The 18,067-nt window shown below is 39.0% G+C and carries 13 protein-coding genes and 1 tRNA gene; 7 read left to right on the forward strand and 7 right to left on the reverse strand.

Annotated elements, in window-relative coordinates; translation table 11 throughout:
- The first annotated feature begins 52 nt into the window (after positions 1–52).
- Positions 53–1,336 carry a tRNA (N6-isopentenyl adenosine(37)-C2)-methylthiotransferase MiaB gene (gene miaB / locus ABIM45_01725; GenBank protein ID MEO0238630.1) on the forward strand — a complete coding sequence of 428 codons (1,284 nt, stop codon included), beginning with the start codon at positions 53–55 and terminating at the stop codon, positions 1,334–1,336.
- Here miaB and ABIM45_01730 read toward each other — a convergent pair.
- From ABIM45_01730 to ABIM45_01740, 3 genes are all read right to left on the reverse strand, one after another.
- The gene (locus ABIM45_01730) at positions 1,313–1,864 is read right to left on the reverse strand and encodes a hypothetical protein (protein MEO0238631.1); all 552 of its coding nucleotides are present in this window, start codon (positions 1,862–1,864) and stop codon (positions 1,313–1,315) included. The two genes, miaB and ABIM45_01730, sit on opposite strands and share 24 nt — an antisense overlap.
- A gap of 172 nt (positions 1,865–2,036) precedes the next feature.
- A complete protein-coding gene (locus ABIM45_01735; GenBank protein MEO0238632.1) occupies positions 2,037–3,287 on the reverse strand; it encodes a nodulation protein NfeD in 1,251 nt (416 codons plus the stop codon).
- Positions 3,284–5,206: a lytic transglycosylase domain-containing protein gene (locus tag ABIM45_01740; protein ID MEO0238633.1), complete on the reverse strand. Its 1,923-nt coding sequence runs from the start codon at positions 5,204–5,206 to the stop codon at positions 3,284–3,286. Before ABIM45_01740 ends, ABIM45_01735 begins: the two co-directional genes overlap by 4 nt.
- Positions 5,207–5,285: 79 nt before the next feature.
- Here ABIM45_01740 and leuS point away from each other — a divergent pair, with 79 nt between their 5' ends.
- A complete protein-coding gene (leuS, locus tag ABIM45_01745; protein ID MEO0238634.1) occupies positions 5,286–7,871 on the forward strand; it encodes a leucine--tRNA ligase in 2,586 nt (861 codons plus the stop codon).
- On the forward strand, positions 7,864–9,894 hold the full coding sequence (gene fusA, locus ABIM45_01750) for an elongation factor G (protein ID MEO0238635.1): 2,031 nt from the start codon (positions 7,864–7,866) through the stop codon (positions 9,892–9,894). Before leuS ends, fusA begins: the two co-directional genes overlap by 8 nt.
- A 1-nt stretch (position 9,895) precedes the next feature.
- On the opposite strand, the gene ABIM45_01755 is transcribed toward fusA, so the two are convergent.
- From ABIM45_01755 to ABIM45_01770, 4 genes are all read right to left on the reverse strand, one after another.
- Positions 9,896–10,702 carry an exonuclease domain-containing protein gene (locus ABIM45_01755; GenBank protein MEO0238636.1) on the reverse strand — a complete coding sequence of 269 codons (807 nt, stop codon included), beginning with the start codon at positions 10,700–10,702 and terminating at the stop codon, positions 9,896–9,898.
- The gene (locus ABIM45_01760; protein ID MEO0238637.1) at positions 10,699–12,804 is read right to left on the reverse strand and encodes a tetratricopeptide repeat protein; all 2,106 of its coding nucleotides are present in this window, start codon (positions 12,802–12,804) and stop codon (positions 10,699–10,701) included. The genes ABIM45_01755 and ABIM45_01760 overlap by 4 nt, the downstream gene beginning before the upstream one ends.
- Position 12,805: 1 nt before the next feature.
- Entirely contained in the window at positions 12,806–13,270 is a 465-nt protein-coding gene (locus ABIM45_01765) for a nucleoside deaminase (protein MEO0238638.1), read from the reverse strand.
- Positions 13,271–13,287: 17 nt separating this feature from the next.
- Positions 13,288–13,361: transfer RNA gene (locus ABIM45_01770), tRNA-Arg, on the reverse strand.
- 261 nt (positions 13,362–13,622) lie between these two features.
- On the opposite strand from ABIM45_01770, the gene ABIM45_01775 reads away from it, so the two are divergent.
- The 4 genes from ABIM45_01775 to ABIM45_01790 all read left to right on the forward strand — a co-directional run bounded on the left by ABIM45_01775 (position 13,623) and on the right by ABIM45_01790 (position 17,887).
- Positions 13,623–13,964 carry a hypothetical protein gene (locus tag ABIM45_01775; GenBank protein ID MEO0238639.1) on the forward strand — a complete coding sequence of 114 codons (342 nt, stop codon included), beginning with the start codon at positions 13,623–13,625 and terminating at the stop codon, positions 13,962–13,964.
- Positions 13,965–13,982: 18 nt separating this feature from the next.
- Positions 13,983–15,902 carry an N-6 DNA methylase gene (locus ABIM45_01780; GenBank protein MEO0238640.1) on the forward strand — a complete coding sequence of 640 codons (1,920 nt, stop codon included), beginning with the start codon at positions 13,983–13,985 and terminating at the stop codon, positions 15,900–15,902.
- A gap of 94 nt (positions 15,903–15,996) precedes the next feature.
- Positions 15,997–16,461 (forward strand): hypothetical protein, encoded by a 465-nt coding sequence (locus ABIM45_01785; GenBank protein ID MEO0238641.1) that lies wholly within the window; start codon positions 15,997–15,999, stop codon positions 16,459–16,461.
- A gap of 4 nt (positions 16,462–16,465) precedes the next feature.
- Positions 16,466–17,887, forward strand: coding sequence for a restriction endonuclease subunit S (locus ABIM45_01790; GenBank protein MEO0238642.1), 1,422 nt, complete (start codon positions 16,466–16,468; stop codon positions 17,885–17,887).
- Positions 17,888–18,067 lie beyond the last annotated feature (180 nt).

Below are 18,067 nucleotides of genomic sequence, written 5' to 3' on the forward strand. Positions count from 1 at the left end.
TTATGACTCTGGAACTTCCAAGTCCTTATGCCGTCGTTTAAAATTAAGCACTATGAAAAGTTATCATATAATCACCTTCGGCTGCCAGATGAACGAATATGACTCTGCCATAGTGGATAATTTAATGCGGAAAGAAGGTTTTATTTCCGTTGAAAAGCCGGAGAAGGCTGACATCGTTATAATAAATACTTGCTCTGTTAGGGGGAAACCTGAGCAAAAAGGAATTGAGGTTGCAAAGTATTTTAAAAAAAGAGGAAAATACGTTGTTCTGATGGGTTGCACAGCCCAGCAGAAGGGTGAAGAACTTTTAGGAGTATCGGACCTTGTGGTGGGTACGAGGAATTTTCAGATAATTCCTGAGGCTATTAAAAACAGTTTTTCTGGTAGATCCTTCCTCGAACTTAAGACCTCTTGTAACTTTAGTTTTCAGGGGCGCAGCGTACGGAAAATCCTTGAATACGTGGTGATTCAGGAAGGTTGTGATAATTTCTGTTCCTATTGCGTTGTACCATATACACGAGGAAGGGAATATTCAAGGTCCCCAGAAGAGGTATTAGAAGAACTTAGGTATGCTGAGGAAAGGGGTGCCCTTGAGGTAACCCTTCTTGGACAAAATGTTAATTCTTACTATTACAAGGGTATTGATTTTGCCGATTTGCTAAAGTTCATTGACGAGAGAACTAATATCCCAAGAATCTATTTCACTACTTCACACCCACGGGATATGAGTTTGAAGGTAATTGAGGTTGTTAAAAATGCTCGGCACATAAAACCCTGGTTCCATCTCCCCCTTCAGTCCGGTTCTACGAAGGTCTTGAAGGATATGAACAGGGGATATACCAAGGAAGAATACCTTGAACTGACGCAGTATATAAGGGAAAAGATTCCTTCTGCTTCTATCACAACTGATCTGATGGTAGGCTTTCCCACAGAAACGGAGGAAGATTTTGAAGAGACGCTCGATGTTGTGAGAAAGGTGAAGTTTGACAACGCCTATATGTTCATTTATTCGCCCAGAAATCCTTCACCTGCCTATTTCCGGTACAAGGATAAAGTAATTGATGAAGAGGTCTCTGGTAAGAGGCTCCGGCGATTAATAGCAGAGGTTAACAGAAATATCTATGAGAGGCGTAAGCTGATGCTGGGTAGGGAGTACGAAATCCTCATTTATGGCCCTTCCAAAAAAAGTTCAAAATATTCCAAAGGCAAAACAGAAAACAATATAACCGTTGTAGTTCCAGGCGTTTTTGAAGAGGGAGAGTTTATCCGCGTTAGGATTGAAAAAATTGTTGGACTTACTGCCATGGGTGAATTAGTCGCGGCTGAGGTTAGGTAAGTTGTAATCATTCGTTAAAATGACGGGATAGGTATTAGGGAAAAGGTCACCCCAGTTGCCTTCTTCATTCATGAACAATTTTACAGATATGGTATTGCCGGGAAGATTATCCAATGAAAACAATACCCTTGAACGTATTGATGTGGTTTGAACGATTGTGCAAGGGATCGTGGATAGGAACATATAACCTCCACCATTGCTTAATTGGTAAAGTGCCGAGTTTTGAGGGTTTGTCTTGTTTATTATGAGCATCAGATCTGCACCATAGAGTGTAAATTCGTCTTCCGAGATATAACCTGTGTTGTTCCATCCAGTGGCATCGTTTCCATCGGAGTTGATGAAAACATATATTGGTCCTGAGTAGTTCTGAAAGAGCCTATCCACATAAAATTGTACGGAAAGGGTGTGAGTGTTGTAGGAGAACCTTCCGCTTATAAAATCTGCATAACGTTGATGGACATCGTCGGGTGTATCGACCAGGGAGATGGTGTTTGATACTAAGGTGAGCAAAATTAATGCCTTTAGCATATTAGCCTCCTTTTGTTAGTTAAGGGGCAAAATTTGTGCCAAAGGGAAAGGCTCGATTTTTAGCGGAATTTTACTTAGTTCACTGCGAAGGTATTTTTACAAGATATCCGAACTTTTATAAGTTTTTGTAAATTCTCATGATAGAATGCGAAAGAATTTTCTCAGCTAAAAGCTATTTTTCACATTTTTTTACAAACAGGGTAAGGCCTTCTACCTTTACCACTTCAATTTCTTCGCCTTTTTCTATTCTTTCTTCGCTCTTTGCTTTCCAGAGTTCACCATGGACGAGGCACATACCCCCCTTCGAGTCTATTGGGGTTTGAGCGATTCCTTTTTCTCCAATGAGTCCTTCTTTTCCTGTAGCAGGCTTTATAAAGAAGGTTTTAACTCCCTTTGAAATTACCCAGATGAAGAAAGCCGCTGATATTATCGCCGTTGAGACAATTAAACCTTTTGAAACCTGGAACATGGGACCTCCTTTAAAGAGCATTAAAGAGCCTAAAATGAAGGAAACTATGCCTCCAGCGGCTAATATGCCGTGGGATTGCACAAAGGCCTCAAGGGCAAAAAGAATAATTGAGAGAATCATAAGGGCGAGCCCCGCGTAATTGACAGGTAGGGTTTGAAGAGAGTAAAAGGCGAGGATAAGACAGATGGAGCCTACTACCCCGGGAAATATCGAACCAGGGTTGGAGAGTTCAAAAAATAGGCCGTAAAAACCAAGAACAAGGAGTATGTAAGCAATATTTGGATTACTTAGAATGGTAAGCAGTTTCTCCCTCAGGCTCATCTTTAATTCTTTTATTTCGTATGGTTTTTGCAGGCTTATGATATATTCATTTCCGTCCATTTTAATCTTCTTTCCATTCAGGCTGTCAAGGAGTTCTTCAAGGCTTGACGCTATGTAGTCTATAACGCCTTCTTTTAGCGCTTCTGTGGCGGAGGAAGACTTGGCCTCATATACAGCCATTTCAGCCCACTTAGTATTTCTACCCCGGAGTTCGGCAAGGGATTTTAGATAGGCTGCAGCATCGTTTGCGACCTTTTTTACCATTATACTATCCATCTGGGTTCCGATGGCAACGGGGTGACAAGCCCCGATACTGGTTCCGGGTGCCATGGCAATGATGTGGGAAGCCATTGCAATAAATGCTCCAGCAGATGCAGCCCTCGAGCCTTCAGGGTAGATATAAGTAACCACGGGTATTTTGGAGGCAAGAATTGCCTTGTTGATGGAACGCATTGCTTCGTCAAGCCCGCCAGGGGTATCCATCTTAATGACGATTAACTTGGCATCTTCTTTGTTAGCCCTTTCAATGGCATCGCAAACGTATTCCGAGATAGAAGGTGTGATAGGTGCTTCTATGAAGACCTTGTAGATCTCCGCCTTAACTAACAATAAACTCAGCAAAAGTATGTTCATTTTTTCTCACTCCTTAAGAGGTACTGGTATATAATTATACTTCGCAAAATCCGCTGAACATACTCCCTTGTCTCCTTGAAGGGAATTAACTCGAGAAATAGTAGTTGGTCGTTAGTTGTATAAGTGCTTTTCCATTCGCGAATTCTCGATTCCCCTGCGTTGTAGGCGCATAGGGTGTGAATTAGATTGGGGAATGAATCGGACAACATTGATAGATATTTGATTCCAATAGTGATGTTTAAGTCAGGTACTCCAAGGGAATCGGGTGTAGCCTCCCGCATAATCCTTTTCCCTGTTGAGGGTAAAATCTGCATAAGGCCAATGGCACCGGCTGGACTTATAGCGGTGGGATTGAATCGGCTCTCTTCTCTCATTAGTGAAATTACAACTTCGGGTTTTACGTTGTAAAAATTGGCAATGGAGCTTACTTGCTTGTAATAGTTTGTGGGAAAGATGTGTTTTAACAGGTAAAGGGGGATACCTTTTCTATCTGGCAAAGAGTTGTAATAGTCCAATGCGAGTTTTATCCTGATGTAATCATTGCCATAGCGTTCTGCCAATTTTACAGCGCCGTAAAGGTCATTAGGTTCAGAGGGCACGTAGTTCAAGGCTTCCGATTGATCTCCTAAGATTAGAAGATACTTGACAATTTTTAGTTTTTTAAAGGTTTCCTCTGATATTTCAGGCTCGGGTTCGCGGGTGACCACTAAACCTTTATCCAGTATGTAGAAGTAGTCAAATTTGGTTTCGTTATCTAAATCGTCATCTACGTAACGGCCTAAATTCTTTAAGAAGAAACGTGCCCTTATTTTTATTGGTAAGTTATTCCCATTGAGGCTCTTGATAAAGAGACTTTCGGCGCTCGTAGAATCTCCCTTGTACATTTTAAACAGGGCTAAGGCGTAGGAGAGTTCCTGTGAATGGACATTCACATTGTTAAAGTAACACTGGGAAATGGAATCCTTTTCTCTGATCAGGATATCGGTTATAAGCCTTGCAGCAATTTCGTTTCTCTGGTTGGCTAAATAATGAATGTACTCAAGTCCCTTAAGTGGATTTTGCGTTTTCCAGTAGGAGTAGCCTATAGATAAAAACAGGCTTTTTTCTTCTCTTTCGTTTAACTTATCCCTGAGTTTTTCAAAAACTTGGATAGTTTTGTTGTAGTTCTTGAGTCTGTAAGCCGACAGGATCTGGGCATAAGGGTAGCGAGTTGTGTTGATTTTTGTAAAAATGCTGTCTGCCTTTGCATAATTTCCGGCAGAGTAGTAAACAAATGCCTGCAAAGTATCATCTAAAAGCGAAACCAATCTAACTGCGTAAGGGGAATCGGGTTTGATTTTTACAAGTTCTTTTGCAAAATTTCGTGCATTCAAAGTATCAGACTTACTAAGGGCTTTTAAAGCGTTCAGGAAGGTTCTTGTCTCTTGGGAAATTGGCCTTAAAGTCAGCAGAGAATCAGCAAATTCTATTTTTTGCTTGTTCCATACGTAGTCTACGAAATTCCTTATTGCAACCTTCAGATAGCGTGGATTCTTTATCTCTCTAACATAAAATAAGGCTTCCTGCGGCTTTTCAAGATGTAACAGTTTTTCAACAAGTCGCATGTAGAAATATTCTTTTAATTCAGCGATTGAATCTGCGAGGATTTTCAGGTTATAAACAGCTAAGGAGTCATAGTTGTTACTCTGCAAAAGGTTTGAGGTGTAGGCCAGAAGAACATCGGTGGAGACATTATTATCTTTTAGATAACTTATTGCCTTTTCTGTTTTGAGGTTGATTCTGCAAGAAATCAAAACGAGAACAGAGTCTTCCGTGTCCTTAGTGTTTTGCCACATAGTTGAAACCAGCCAGAAGTTCCTATTACTGAAATTTTCCTTTATGGGGCTTATATTGCAGAGGAAAAGCAAGAGGAATAACATCATTACAATTTTAAGGGCTTTGCATTGATTTTACAATTAATTGAGAGTAAAATTATAAACTCCTAAGAGGAGCTAATGTATGGCAGAGGATTTTAATTTGAGAGAGATTGAAAAGAAGTGGCAGAAGTTTTGGGAAGAAAAGAATCTGTACAAAACAAAGGAATTTCCATCAAGAAAGTATTATGTACTGGAGATGTTCCCTTACACCTCCGGCGACCTCCATATGGGCCACCTGAAGAACTACGTTATCGGCGATGTGGTAAGCAGAGTGAGGATGATGGAGGGATACGACGTTTTGCATCCTATCGGCTGGGACGCCTTTGGACTTCCTGCTGAAAATGCTGCCATCAAGCATGGAATTCACCCAAAAACCTGGACCTATAACAATATTGAAAATTTCAGGAAAACTTTTAAAATGCTTGGTATCTCCTACGACTGGGACAAAGAACTTGCAACCTGTGACCCGGATTATTACAAATGGACCCAGTGGCTTTTCCTCCTTTTATACAAGAAAGGGCTTGCTTACAGAAAGAACGAGTTCGTGAACTGGTGCCCAAATTGTAAAACGGTTCTTGCCAATGAGCAGGTAGTTGACGGAAAGTGTGAAAGGTGTAAAACGCCTGTTGTAAAGAAGCAATTAGAACAGTGGTTTTTTAAGATTACCGATTATGCGGAAAGGCTGCTTGAAGACCTTGAACTTTTGAAGGGAAGGTGGCCTGAAAATGTCATAAAGCAACAGGAAAACTGGATAGGTAGGTCTTACGGTACAAAAATAGTCTTCAAGTATGAAAAGGATGGAACCGAAATACCTGTTTTCACCACGAGGGCCGATACCCTTTTTGGTGTTACTTTTATAACCGTTGCCCCTGAACACGAACTCGTTAAAAAGTTTATTCAGGATTCCCCTTATGCGCGGGAGATCCTGGAATACGTTGAAAAAGCGGTGCAGAAGAGCGATGTAGAAAGGGAATTTGGTGCTAAGGAGAAGACAGGTGTATTTACTGGGCTATATGCCATACACCCCTTCACTGGTGAGAAGATTCCCATCTGGGTAGGTGATTATGTTCTTGCTCATTACGGAACGGGTGTGGTGATGGGCGTGCCTGCTCACGATCAGAGAGACTTTGAGTTTGCAAAGAAAAATAATCTTCCTATTAAAATAGTTATCAAGCCTGTGGATGGCGAACTTGATGTTGAGACTATGGACCATGCCTTTGAAGAGTATGGAATAATGGTGAACAGTGATAAATTTTCCGGATTAACTTCCGAGGAGGGTATTAAAGCTATTCAAGTTGAACTGGAAAAACTTGGCCTTGGTGGTAAGGCAGTGTCTTATAGACTTAAGGATTGGCTAATTTCGAGACAGAGATACTGGGGTGCCCCTATTCCTGTCATTCATTGCCCCCACTGTGGTATAGTACCTGTTCCAGAAGAGGATTTACCGGTTTTGTTACCTGAAAATATTAAAGATTTTAAACCTAAGGGGAGGTCACCCCTTGAAGATGTGGAAGATTGGATCAATACCAAATGCCCCGTTTGTGGTGCCGATGCTAAACGTGATCCCGATACTATGGATACTTTTGTAGATTCCAGCTGGTATTTCTTAAGATATATTGACGCAAAAAATTCGAAGGCTATTTTTGACCCTGATAAAGTAAACAGGTGGATGCCGGTGGATCAATACATTGGCGGAGTTGAGCATGCGACCAAACATCTCATTTATGCAAGGTTTATTCAGAAGGTCCTTTACGACGAAGGATTGGTAAATCAAATGGAACCCTTTGCAAACCTCTTTGCCCAGGGCCTTGTCCATAAGAGCTTCAATTACTGCAGGCACTGCGGCGAGGTTGTTGAGGATGAGGATGTGATAGATGGAATTCACGTTAAATGTGGGAACAAAATTGAAGTACTTACAGAAATGATGTCCAAATCCCGTGGTAATATTGTACCTGTGGCACCATTTGTTGAGGAGCACGGTGCTGATGTGGCCAGAATTACTATCCTCTTTGCTGGACCTGCGGAAAAGGATATGGTGTGGTCGGATGCAGGTGTAGAAGGTGCAAAGAGATTTTTGGTAAGAATTCTCAGATTTTATAAGGAAAATGGGCAGGTTGTTAAAGGTCAAAGAATTTCCGTTAACCCTGATAACCTTGACGAAAGCGAGAAATACTTGTATATAAGGCTTCAGCAAACCATAAAATCCGTTCGTGAAGATTCGTCTCAGTTCCACTTTAATACTGCTATTGCTAAGATGATGGAATTTTTGAATGATTTACAAGATTTTAATAAGAAAGATTCTGTTGTCCTTAAAAAGGCCTGCGTTGATTTTGCTTTGCTTCTTGCGCCCTTTGCCCCTCATATTGCGGAGGAATTATGGCATACTATGGGATTTGAAGATACAATTTTTGCCGAAAGGTATCCCGATTATGATGAAAGGTACTTGCATTTTGAGGAGATTGAAATACCAGTACAAATAAATGGGAAGGTGAGGGGCAAAGTTACTGTCCCCAAAGGTGCAGGCCAGGAAGAGGTTTTAAAAAGGGCCTTAGAGGTTGAGAAAATAAAAAGTTACGTTGAGGGCAATGACATTGAAAAGGTCGTTTTTGTTCAAGATAGGTTGTTAAATATTGTAATAAAAACTCGGGGAGGTAAAGCTGATGGTTGAGAAAATTAGAAACGTCACAATTGTTGGACACGGCGGAAGCGGAAAAACTACATTATGTGAGGCAATCTTTTATAAAACCGGCGTGATCAGCCGAATGGGGTCTATTGAGCAGGGCAATACCGTTATGGATTACGATGAAGAGGAGATTAAAAGAAAGTTTTCCATACGGCTTGCTGTTGGTTATGTCGAGTACAATGGGTATTTCATCAATTTGATAGATACTCCGGGATATCTTGATTTCGCAGGCGAAGTTGCGGCGGGAATTAGAGTTGCCGATAATGCCCTGGTGGTGATCGATGCAACCTCAGGAATTGAGGTAGGTACCGAGAAGTACTTTGAAATGGCGAAAAAGAAGGGTATTCCAATCTTCCTGTTCATAAACAAGATGACGGGACAGGAGATCAATTTAGACAAACTCTGGGAAGAGCTGAAGCAGATCTTCGGTCACCATGTGACACCCTTCCAGATTCCGCTTGGCAAAGGGGCAAACTTTAAAGGGGTGTTTGATTTAGTAACGGGTGATGTGAATTCCCTCCCACCGGATGTTAAAGATTATGCATTGAAAGAAAGAGAAAAGTTTAGGGAAAATATAATTGAAACGTCCGAAGATTTGCTTGAGAAATACATGGCTGGTGAGGAGATTTCTGATGCTGAGTTGATGCCTGTTCTGAAGAAGTCTATTTTAAATCAGGAAATTATTCCCGTATTTTATGGAGATGCGAAGGAAGCCCTTGGTATTGTTGAACTTCTGAACGGTATTGTTTCCTTTGCCGCTTCGCCCGTTGACGTGAAGCCTGAAGTTGGAAAACTCTCTGGCAACGATGTTGAAATCAAGCCGGATCCAGAAGGTAAAGCGGTCGCCTTTGTATTTAAGACCTTCCAGGAGGCGCACTTAGGTGAAGTGAGCATAATAAAGGTGCTTTCAGGAAAGATCGAATCAGGCAAGGAGTACTTAAATTCAAGGACACAAAGGGCGGAGAAGGTCAACCAGATGTACATAGTAAGGGGCGCAGACAGGAAGGAGGTCCCAACCTTATCGGCGGGAATGATTGGAGCCCTCGTGAAACTAAAGGATACAAAGACAAATGATACACTAAGTGATAAAGATTATCCCGTTGAGGTTGAGAAGATCGTATTTCCGGAACCGCTCGTATCAATAGCAATTGTACCTGAAAGCAGAGAGGACCAGGATAAGGTTTCGGAAGGCCTCAACAGGTTGAGAAATGAGGATCCTGCCATTGACTTCAAATATGATCCTGAACTTAAACAAACCCTTCTCTGGGGTTTAGGTGAAATCCATCTTGATGTGGTTATTTCAAGATTGAAGGAAAAATACGGCGTAAATGTTAGAACGGAAAAGCCAAAGATCCCTTATAGGGAAAGTATAAGGAAAACAGCTGAAGGTTTTGGAAAATACGTGAAACAGACCGGTGGCCATGGCCAGTATGGAATTTGTAATATTAGAATCGAGCCACTCCCAAGGGGCGGCGGTTATGAGTTTGTGAACCAGATATTCGGTGGTGCAATTCCGAACAACTTCATTCCCGCTGTGGAAACCGGTGTTAAAAAGGCGATGGAATCAGGTGTACTGGCTGGTGCAAAGGTCGTTGATGTAAGAGTTGTACTTTACGATGGTAAATACCATCCAGTGGACTCCTCCAACCTGGCCTTTGAAATTGCTGGTTCCTTAGCCTTTAAAGATGCGCAGGCCAAAGCAGATCCTTATTTGCTTGAGCCTATTTATGAACTCGAAGTTACTGTTCCTGAGGAGTTCATGGGCGATGTGATAGGAGATATTAACGCAAGAAGAGGAAAGATTCTGGGAATGGATTCTCAGGGTAGGTATCAGGTTATAAGAGCTCTCGTTCCTCTTGCAGAGCTTTATAAGTATTCTTCAACTTTACGTTCCATTACAAAGGGTAGAGGAACTTATACGATGAAGTTTTCCCATTACGATGAAGTCCCTGCTGAGATTGCGAAGAAGATTATCGAAGAGGCAAAGAAGGAGAAGAAAGAAGAATAGCTTACTTGTAGCTTAGAATGTAAGAAGTATTAAAACTTCTGAAGTCCAATCTGAGATTACAAAAAGCGTCGACCATTGAGCCTCTCACTCCGAGAGGTTCAATGGTCCTTTTTGTTTTTGGAGAGGTTGGGGACTTGTAAACGATTTCTACATAACGGTTTTGCCTGCCAAGTAAAAAGATATCCCGAGCTACTGGATTCAATTTTATATTAAAGTATCCTCTCTCGTGTAACTCTTTAAGCGTCCTGAATCCCTGCGCTCTAAAGTGTTCTAAGAGTTTTATCCAAATTTTTAGGGTCGTCTCAGCGTCGGGGAGGGCGCGGTGAAAGTGGGAAGGATAAATATCCAGTTCCTTTGATACAGTGTATAGAGATCTTTCCTTTGGAGTTCCCAGAATCTTAGAAGCAACCCCCTGGACGTCGATAATATAGTTGTATAAAGGTGCCTCCCCTTGCAGTCTCAACTCTTTATTGAGAATGGAGAGGTCTAAGGAGAGAATATTGAACCCAATTAATATCGAGTCACCAATAAAATCCACTATTTTTTTCTTTAGTTGTCTGAACTCTGGTGCATTCTGGAATTCTGCTTTTGTAATCCCGTGGATATTGATAGAATGCTGCGTCGGTTCAACCCCGGGGTTAAAAAGGCTTTCAAAATATTGCTTTTTCCCGTTATATTCCCATTTCACTAAGGCGATTTCAAGTATCCTGTCTTCCTTAATTCGTAGTCCAGTGGCTTCTATATCAAGTGCCACAAAAGAACATTTTTCGAAAGGGAAGTCACTGGTTAGATTTTTTTCAAAAATCATCGAACTATCTCCCTTGAAAGCTTTAATAGTTCTACATTATAGTTTGCTATCTCTTGATCTGTGGCTCCAAGATCTCTTGCCATTCTTAAAAATTTTACCGCGTTTGTAGTATCTTTTTCTTTAATGTAAATGTCCGATACCATCAAACAAAAATCCTTTTTGAACGGGAAGTCTTTATTGGCGTAACGGTTAACCAGTGAGTTAAATGTTAATACCTTGCCTTCATTCTTTACCGCTTTTAGAACGAGTTCTAAGATACGATAAGAGGTGTACTCTTTGATTTCATCCGGCATAATCTCTGTGCCGAGCATCTCTACTTCATTGTATTTATTGAGTAAGAAATAAATTTCCATTATCTCAACTTGGGCTTGATTGTAGTAGGTTCCCTGTTTGACCGTACTGAGAGATTTTAGTGCGACATCGTAAAGTCTCAACCTCTTGTAAAATCTTCCAAGGGTCAAATAGACATAGTCTTCAATATCTGGATTTTTAGACAACAATTCTTTCAAAATAGTCGTATCTTCCAGGGTGGCGATTTGACTACTAAAGTACAGGTCAATAGCATCAAGGGTTTTTGAATTCTCTGGAAATTTGCCAATTAACGAGTTTAGTAACTTTCTTGCATTCTCAGTGTCCTTAGAATAGATATACTTGAGAAGGAGATCGTAATAAAGTTGTGGAACATAAGGGCTGTCAGGAAACTTGTTAATATAGCTATAATAAGCCTTGTCGAGAGATTCGTAATCACCTTTTTTGTACTTCAGCATCTCAATATTGTAGTAAATTTCGTAAATTTTCGGTTTTCTGGTCTCATATAGTAGCATCGTTTGATATGTTGTAATGGCCTTTGAGTAATCTTTATGCGCTTCATGGATTTTTGCTTTGATGGTGAGTAAGTTAAATTTTAGTTCAACGGGGAGATCTCGTTTTTTTAGCACTTTTTCAATGATTTCCAGGGCATCATCATACTGTGAAAGCTGATAATAAGCAGTTATAAGATTGAAGGAGGCATCAAGGTAAAGGTTCGAGTCTTCTCTCACTCTCTGGAAATATAAAACAGCTTTCTTGTAAAGTCCAAATTTCAAGTAAGTCAATCCCAAAAGGTAATTACAAGAGTCCTTGATCATTGGATCCTGTATCAAATTTGAGGCTTGCAATAAGTGCTTTGTAATGTTAATCAAATTGCTTCCCCTGTAAAAGAAGGCCTTTCCCTTTATCCAGAAATATTCGCCTTTAAATGAAGGAAATTTTGAAAAAAAATGCACTGTATCTATTGAATTTAAAGCTTCTATGGCTGTTGACCACTCACCCTGGTCTGCCAGATCCTCTGCGTATAAAAAAGATACGTAGTCTTCGAGTTGATGCCCTTTATTTGTCGTAAGCCACTCCTTGTAATAAGTGAAGGGTACTTTTCTGCCCGTCTTCTTTAACGCTACTATGTAAAGGACGCGGAAATAGGGGAGTAGCTTCTCGTTTAAGGCTATATTTTGTTCCTCTATATATGAAACAATAGAATCCCAAAGTTCTTTTTGGCTGAAGGTTAGAAGGGTGAGCTCACCCCAGTTTAGGCCTTTGCTTAAAGATTCCGCTTCGCTGTAGTTTCCCAGCTTATACAAAGAAAAAGCTCTAAGGTAAAGGGCCTCTTTTAGACGACATTTTGTAAGGAAAGTAAGGGCAGTGTCCAGCTTGTTCAATTTAAACAGAGTAAGCCCCATAATGAAATAGAGGGTGTCGTCCGAGGGAATTTCATCTTTTAGCTCTATGATTTGATTCAATTTATTTGAGTTGTAAAGGTATGTAAAGTAATCTCTGTATAATGTTAAGGAATCGGAATGGCCTGACTCTTTTAGGATTTTCTGTAGAGTGTTATAGGCCTCTTTTTCGTTACCTGAAGTTTTGTAAATCCTGTATAGATAAAGTAGTGCTTTTCTCTTTGTTTTTTGATCCTTGGAGGTATTGAGTAGTTTTTGGGCGTAGTATTCTGCCGAATCGATCATACCCGAAGCGAAATATTTGTCTATTTTTGATTCCAAACCCGTTTTAAGATAAAGGTGTTCATAGGGCGGAATAAATAGATTAAGGGAAAGAAGGAAAATCAGCATTTTATTTTCTTAAAGATTTAAAGAAGGACTGCATCAGATTCTTTACTTTTTCCTGGAGTTCGGGATCTTCATACTTTTGGACTTCAAATTTATGGTTAAATTTGAATAGATCGTCAATTTGTAGTTGACTTTCAAAGGTCCCAAATTTCGGATCTTCCACAAGATATACAACTTTATCAATTCTTGAGAGTATTAGAGCACCTGTGCACATTAAACAGGGTTCTAAGGTTACATACATAGTACAGCCTGTAAGTCTCCAATTTTTAAGTTTCTCCCCTGCGGAGCCAATGGCAATAATTTCTGCATGGGCAGTAGGGTCGTTAAGGCTTTCAACTCGATTGTGTCCCTTAGCAATAATTTCCCCATCCTTGACTATCACACACCCTACGGGGACTTCACCTTCCTTAAAGGCGGATTCTGCTTCCCGAATTGCCTCTTGAAAATAGTATTTTTCTAAATTGAGCATTACAAAAACCTTTAAAATGCGCCCGGAGGGACTTGAACCCCCAGCCTACGGATTCGTAGTCCGCCGCTCTATCCTGTTGAGCTACGGGCGCATTGTGTAAATTTTAAAATCGAGTAGGCGGATATTCAATGAAAGAGGGAAGGTGGGGGAAGTGTGGAAGTTTAAATTGGAGGGGTTGGATAACGTCGTCTATTTAGACGATTCTTTGCTAAAGTTCTTTATGACCATTTGGAATTTTTTTTTTATGGACTCTGTAAAATTGAACCAAGGTTTCTTATGTGCTATAATTTAATACAACTTTGAAGAGTTTAACGTGTAATGTGATGGGTTAAAACATAGGAGGAAGTTCAGAATGGAAGTTATGGAAAAAATTCAGAAATTGCTCAAAGAGATCTTTCAATTTGACTGTGCAGATTTAGGTTATGGGATATATCGTGTTTTGAATTATAAGAGAAAACAAGTTGACAAGTTTATCAATGAAGACCTGAGAAATAAAATTGAATCTGCTTTTACTTGCTCGTTTCTTGGCAAATTAGAAGAATACCCCAAAGCTATGCTTACGGGAGAAAGAAAGTTTAGTTATATAAAAGGAAAAGTGATAATGAAATTGCTACGCAACTTCCAATTAAGTAAAATTAGACAAATTTTTTTCATATCTTTAAGTGCGTGGGCTTTTAAAAATAAAGCTTACTAATTAAAGGGGGTAAATAATATGCCAGACAATGACCCCACAAAAATAACCCAAATTTTTTCGGCTTCAGATGTGAAACACGGCCTATCTCTCTTCACTGATGATGAGATTAGAGCTGTGGAAGACATGATTATAGAACGGGATGGAAAATTTTATATCAAATGCCAGATCAAAGAAAAGGACAAAGTTGCGAAACCTGAAGAAATTGTAAGGCAACTTTGGATTTATAGATTGCTGAATAAATATAACTACCCGAAAGATAGGATAGATGTTGAAAGAGTGGTTTATTTTGGCTCAAGAGATTCTGGTTTAGCAGATATTGTTGTCCTACAGGAAGACCTTCAGCATCCATACATAATCTTTGAAGTAAAGAGGCCTCAAAGAACCGCAGGATTAGAACAACTAAAGAGTTATTGTAATGCAGATGGAGCTCCGATTGGTGTATGGTCTAATGGAAACGAAATGATAAGGCTTCACCGAGAAGATCCCAATATTTTTGTAGAGATTCCTCGAATACCAGAAAATGGAGAAACACTAAGGGATATTTTAACTGAAAGATGGACCCTTAAATGGCTTGAAGAGCATGATGAATTAAAGCAAGGTAAGACAACACTTAAAAAGATATTGTTGGACTTAGAGGAACTTGTTTTAGGTAATGCGGGAGTGGATCCATTTGAGGAAATTTTTAAGTTAATCTACGCTAAACTCTACGATGAATGGAGAGGGATTAATGACCCGTCCTATCAGTTAGAATTCTTTGTTGGAGACAGAAGCTCAGAACAGGTAAAAAGAGAAATATCAAACCTTTTAGAAGGGGCAAAGAGAGAATGGCAAGGAGTTTTTGAGCCAACGGATAGAATTGAATTGAGAAGCGAACATTTAAAAGTTTGCGTATCTTTCTTAGAAAAAATAAAGTTATTCAATTCCAATCTTCGCATCATAGATGAGGCTTTTGAATATCTAATACCTCAAGTCGCTAAGAAGAAAGAGGGGCAGTTTTTTACTCCCCGACCTGTAATAGATATGGTCGTTAAAATGCTCAATCCCAAAGCCAGTGAATTCGTTATTGACCCTGCCTGTGGCTCTGCTGGTTTTCTTTTGCATTCGGTGATGTGGGTTGCAGGCAAAGTGATTAGTGGAAAACCTTTACCTGAAAGTGCAAGAAACTTTGCTCAAACGAAGATTTACGGAATTGACATAGCCAAAAAAGCAGTAAAGATAGCCAAAGCAATAAACCTTATTGTAGGAGACGGCAAATCCCATATCTATAAAGACAACTCATTAGCGCCTCACACATGGGAAGATGAAACAAAATCAGGTTTAAGAAACAGGCTTTTAAGATTCCCTGATAATCCTAAAAAAGACGGGGAAAATCAAAGCAAGTTCCTATTCTTTGATTTTGATGTTTTAATGACCAATCCACCCTTTGCAGGGACGGTAAGGGAAATGGATATTTTAAAACTATATAACCTGGCGGAGAAAAACGGAAGATGGGTAAACAAAATAGGAAGACATATTCTTTTCTTAGAGCGCTCACTCCAATTTATAAGCCCAGGCGGAAGGATGGCCATTGTTTTACCTCAGGGTCTATTAAACAACACGAATGCTGAATACATCCGAAGATTTATTATAGATGAAGCAAGGGTTTTGGCAGTAGTTGGCTTGCATGTCAACACTTTCAAGCCACACACAGGAACAAAAACAAGCGTTTTGTTTTTACGAAAATACACCGATGAAGAAAAAGAACAAATCCAACAAATTAGAGCAAAATATGAAGGGGAATGGGAAAAATTTTTGGAAAACTTGAAAGAGAAATATCAAAATTTAACCTGGGATAGTCCGGTAGATGAAGAAGAAATACCAGAAGAATTAAACTCTTTCCTGGAAACCTATTTTGAAAGCAGAGAAGAGATTAAAAAATCATTAGCAAGAAGAAACTGAAGTTGAAGATGAAGTTGAAGATGAAGTTGAAGAAACTGAAGAGGCAGAAGAAAAAAACAAAAGAAAGAACAAAAGAAAAAAACCCCTTGCTATTTTGGTTCAAGAAAAAATTGAATTAGAGGAAGCTTTAAAGGAAAAAGAAGAAGAAGAATTTAAAAATGTCAGTACTACAAGAAAAGCAGAACTGATAAAAGAGATTAAGGCATTACAAAATAAGATAAATAAACTCACCAAAGAAATCTCCCAAAGGACTTTAGCAGGACAGATAAGTTTAGTTTTAAATGATGAAAGGATTACAGAAGCTTTCAAAAAATACTGGCTTGATGGAAAAATAATGCAAGAAATGGATTATCCGATTTTCTTTGCTGTTAACGAGAAACCAGTAAAGGATGAAAGCGGGGAGTATAGATATAAGAAAAATCCTGATGGCTCTTTTGTTTTAGATGAACATGGGCAACCAGTAATTAACCATGATTTAGACGAAATAGCAGAGGCTTTTATTAAATTTGCTAAAGAGCAGTTGGCAAAAGGTGATAATCATTTTGATTTTTGGAGATGAGAAAATGGCGGTGTTTAGCATTATAAAATTATCGGAACTTGAAAGGACAAAAAGACTTGATGCGAAATTTTACGATCCTTATTATTTTGATCTAGAAAATAAAATTAAAGGAAAAAAATGGGATTACTTAGGAAATTTAATTATTTTCAATCGGCGAGGTATTCAACCAAAATATAGTGATATACCGACAAAATATAGAGCAGTAGTAAGTCAAAATTTACTTGAAGATTTCTTAGATATAGATAACTTACCATTTGTTGAGGAAGATTTTTTTAATTCAAAACAAGCACAGGTAGTAAAGATTAAACCATTTGATGTTTTAATTTATACAACAGGAGCAAACATCGGAAGGGCAAATATATTTTATCCAAAAACGATAGAAGCTATAGCGAGTAATCATGTAAATATTATAAGGGCTGACAAATCAAAAATTAATCAGCTATACCTAGGCACATTTTTGCAATCAAAAATTGGTAGAGATTGGACTAATAGATGGGCTAGGGGTTCAGATCAAGAAGAAATTTACCCTGAAGATTTTGAGAAGTTCCCTGTATTGATAGTTGATGATAACGTTCAAAATGAAATAGCAAATTTAGTTTTGCAAAGTTTTGAATTTATAGAAACCTCGAGCGAACTTTACTCCCAAGCCGAAAACTTCCTCTTAGAAGAACTCGGACTTAAAGACTTTAAGCCGAAATATGAAAAAACATATACTGCTAAACTTTCCGATACATTCTCTGCTAATAGAATAGATGCGGAATATTTCCAGCCTGCATATGAGGAAGTAGAAAAGTACCTTATAAAGAATTTTTCTGCAAAACCGATTAAAAAACTAAGTTTCATTGAGGTTACTACTGGTCAATATTCAGAAAAATATGTAGATGAGTCAGAAGGAATGCCTTATATTAGAGGCACTGACTTGAAAAATGGAACTATCAACACGGACGATTTAGTTTATATTTCTCCTGAAGACCAAATTGAAAGTAAAAAAGCAAAAGAAGGGGATGTAGTAGTAACGAGGGTAGGAACAATTGGTTTATCAGCAAGGGTTCCAAAAGAATGTGAAGGAGGAACAATTAGTGATAATCTAATAAGGCTCAGGTTTGATCAGCAAAAATTGAATTCATATTATCTTACACTATTTCTTGGTAGCCCTTTAGGTGTAAATTTGATGATAAAAAATAGTAGAGGGAGTGTCCAGCAAAGATTAAATCAAGAAACCCTTAAAGAAGTTATTGTCCCACTTCTTCCCCTCTCAACCCAGCAAAAAATCGCCTCATTAGTCCAGCAATCACACGAAGCAAGAAAGAAGGCGAAGGAATTATTGGAAGTAGCAAAAAAAGCAGTAGAGATTGCCATTGAGAAGAGTGAAAAAGAAGCATTAGGCTATATTCAAAAGGCGTTTTCGGGGGAATTTAATCATTGATAAGATTACACCAAAAATGGCTTGTAGAAAGCGGAGAAAAATTTAATAAGGTGCTTAAGAGACTATTTTAAATCTAACAAAACGAAACTTACTTACTATTAAATTTATCTTCTGAGGAACTTTTCGAAATATTGACAAGTTTTTCAACTCGAGTGGTCTCAATTTTTCCCTGACTTTATC

This window comes from candidate division WOR-3 bacterium (genome assembly GCA_039803545.1).
Classification (GTDB): Bacteria; Hydrothermota; Hydrothermia; order UBA1063; family UBA1063; genus UBA1063.

Excerpts from the sequence above, each read along its gene's own strand:
- miaB (MEO0238630.1), top strand. The coding sequence starts at position 53 with ATGAAAAGTTATCATATAATCACCTTCGGCTGCCAGATGAACGAATAT.
- ABIM45_01730 (MEO0238631.1), bottom strand. The coding sequence starts at position 1,864 with ATGCTAAAGGCATTAATTTTGCTCACCTTAGTATCAAACACCATCTCC.
- ABIM45_01735 (MEO0238632.1), bottom strand. The coding sequence starts at position 3,287 with ATGAACATACTTTTGCTGAGTTTATTGTTAGTTAAGGCGGAGATCTAC.
- ABIM45_01740 (MEO0238633.1), bottom strand. The coding sequence starts at position 5,206 with ATGTTATTCCTCTTGCTTTTCCTCTGCAATATAAGCCCCATAAAGGAA.
- leuS (MEO0238634.1), top strand. The coding sequence starts at position 5,286 with ATGGCAGAGGATTTTAATTTGAGAGAGATTGAAAAGAAGTGGCAGAAG.
- fusA (MEO0238635.1), top strand. The coding sequence starts at position 7,864 with ATGGTTGAGAAAATTAGAAACGTCACAATTGTTGGACACGGCGGAAGC.
- ABIM45_01755 (MEO0238636.1), bottom strand. The coding sequence starts at position 10,702 with ATGATTTTTGAAAAAAATCTAACCAGTGACTTCCCTTTCGAAAAATGT.
- ABIM45_01760 (MEO0238637.1), bottom strand. The coding sequence starts at position 12,804 with ATGCTGATTTTCCTTCTTTCCCTTAATCTATTTATTCCGCCCTATGAA.
- ABIM45_01765 (MEO0238638.1), bottom strand. The coding sequence starts at position 13,270 with ATGCTCAATTTAGAAAAATACTATTTTCAAGAGGCAATTCGGGAAGCA.
- ABIM45_01775 (MEO0238639.1), top strand. The coding sequence starts at position 13,623 with ATGGAAGTTATGGAAAAAATTCAGAAATTGCTCAAAGAGATCTTTCAA.
- ABIM45_01780 (MEO0238640.1), top strand. The coding sequence starts at position 13,983 with ATGCCAGACAATGACCCCACAAAAATAACCCAAATTTTTTCGGCTTCA.
- ABIM45_01790 (MEO0238642.1), top strand. The coding sequence starts at position 16,466 with ATGGCGGTGTTTAGCATTATAAAATTATCGGAACTTGAAAGGACAAAA.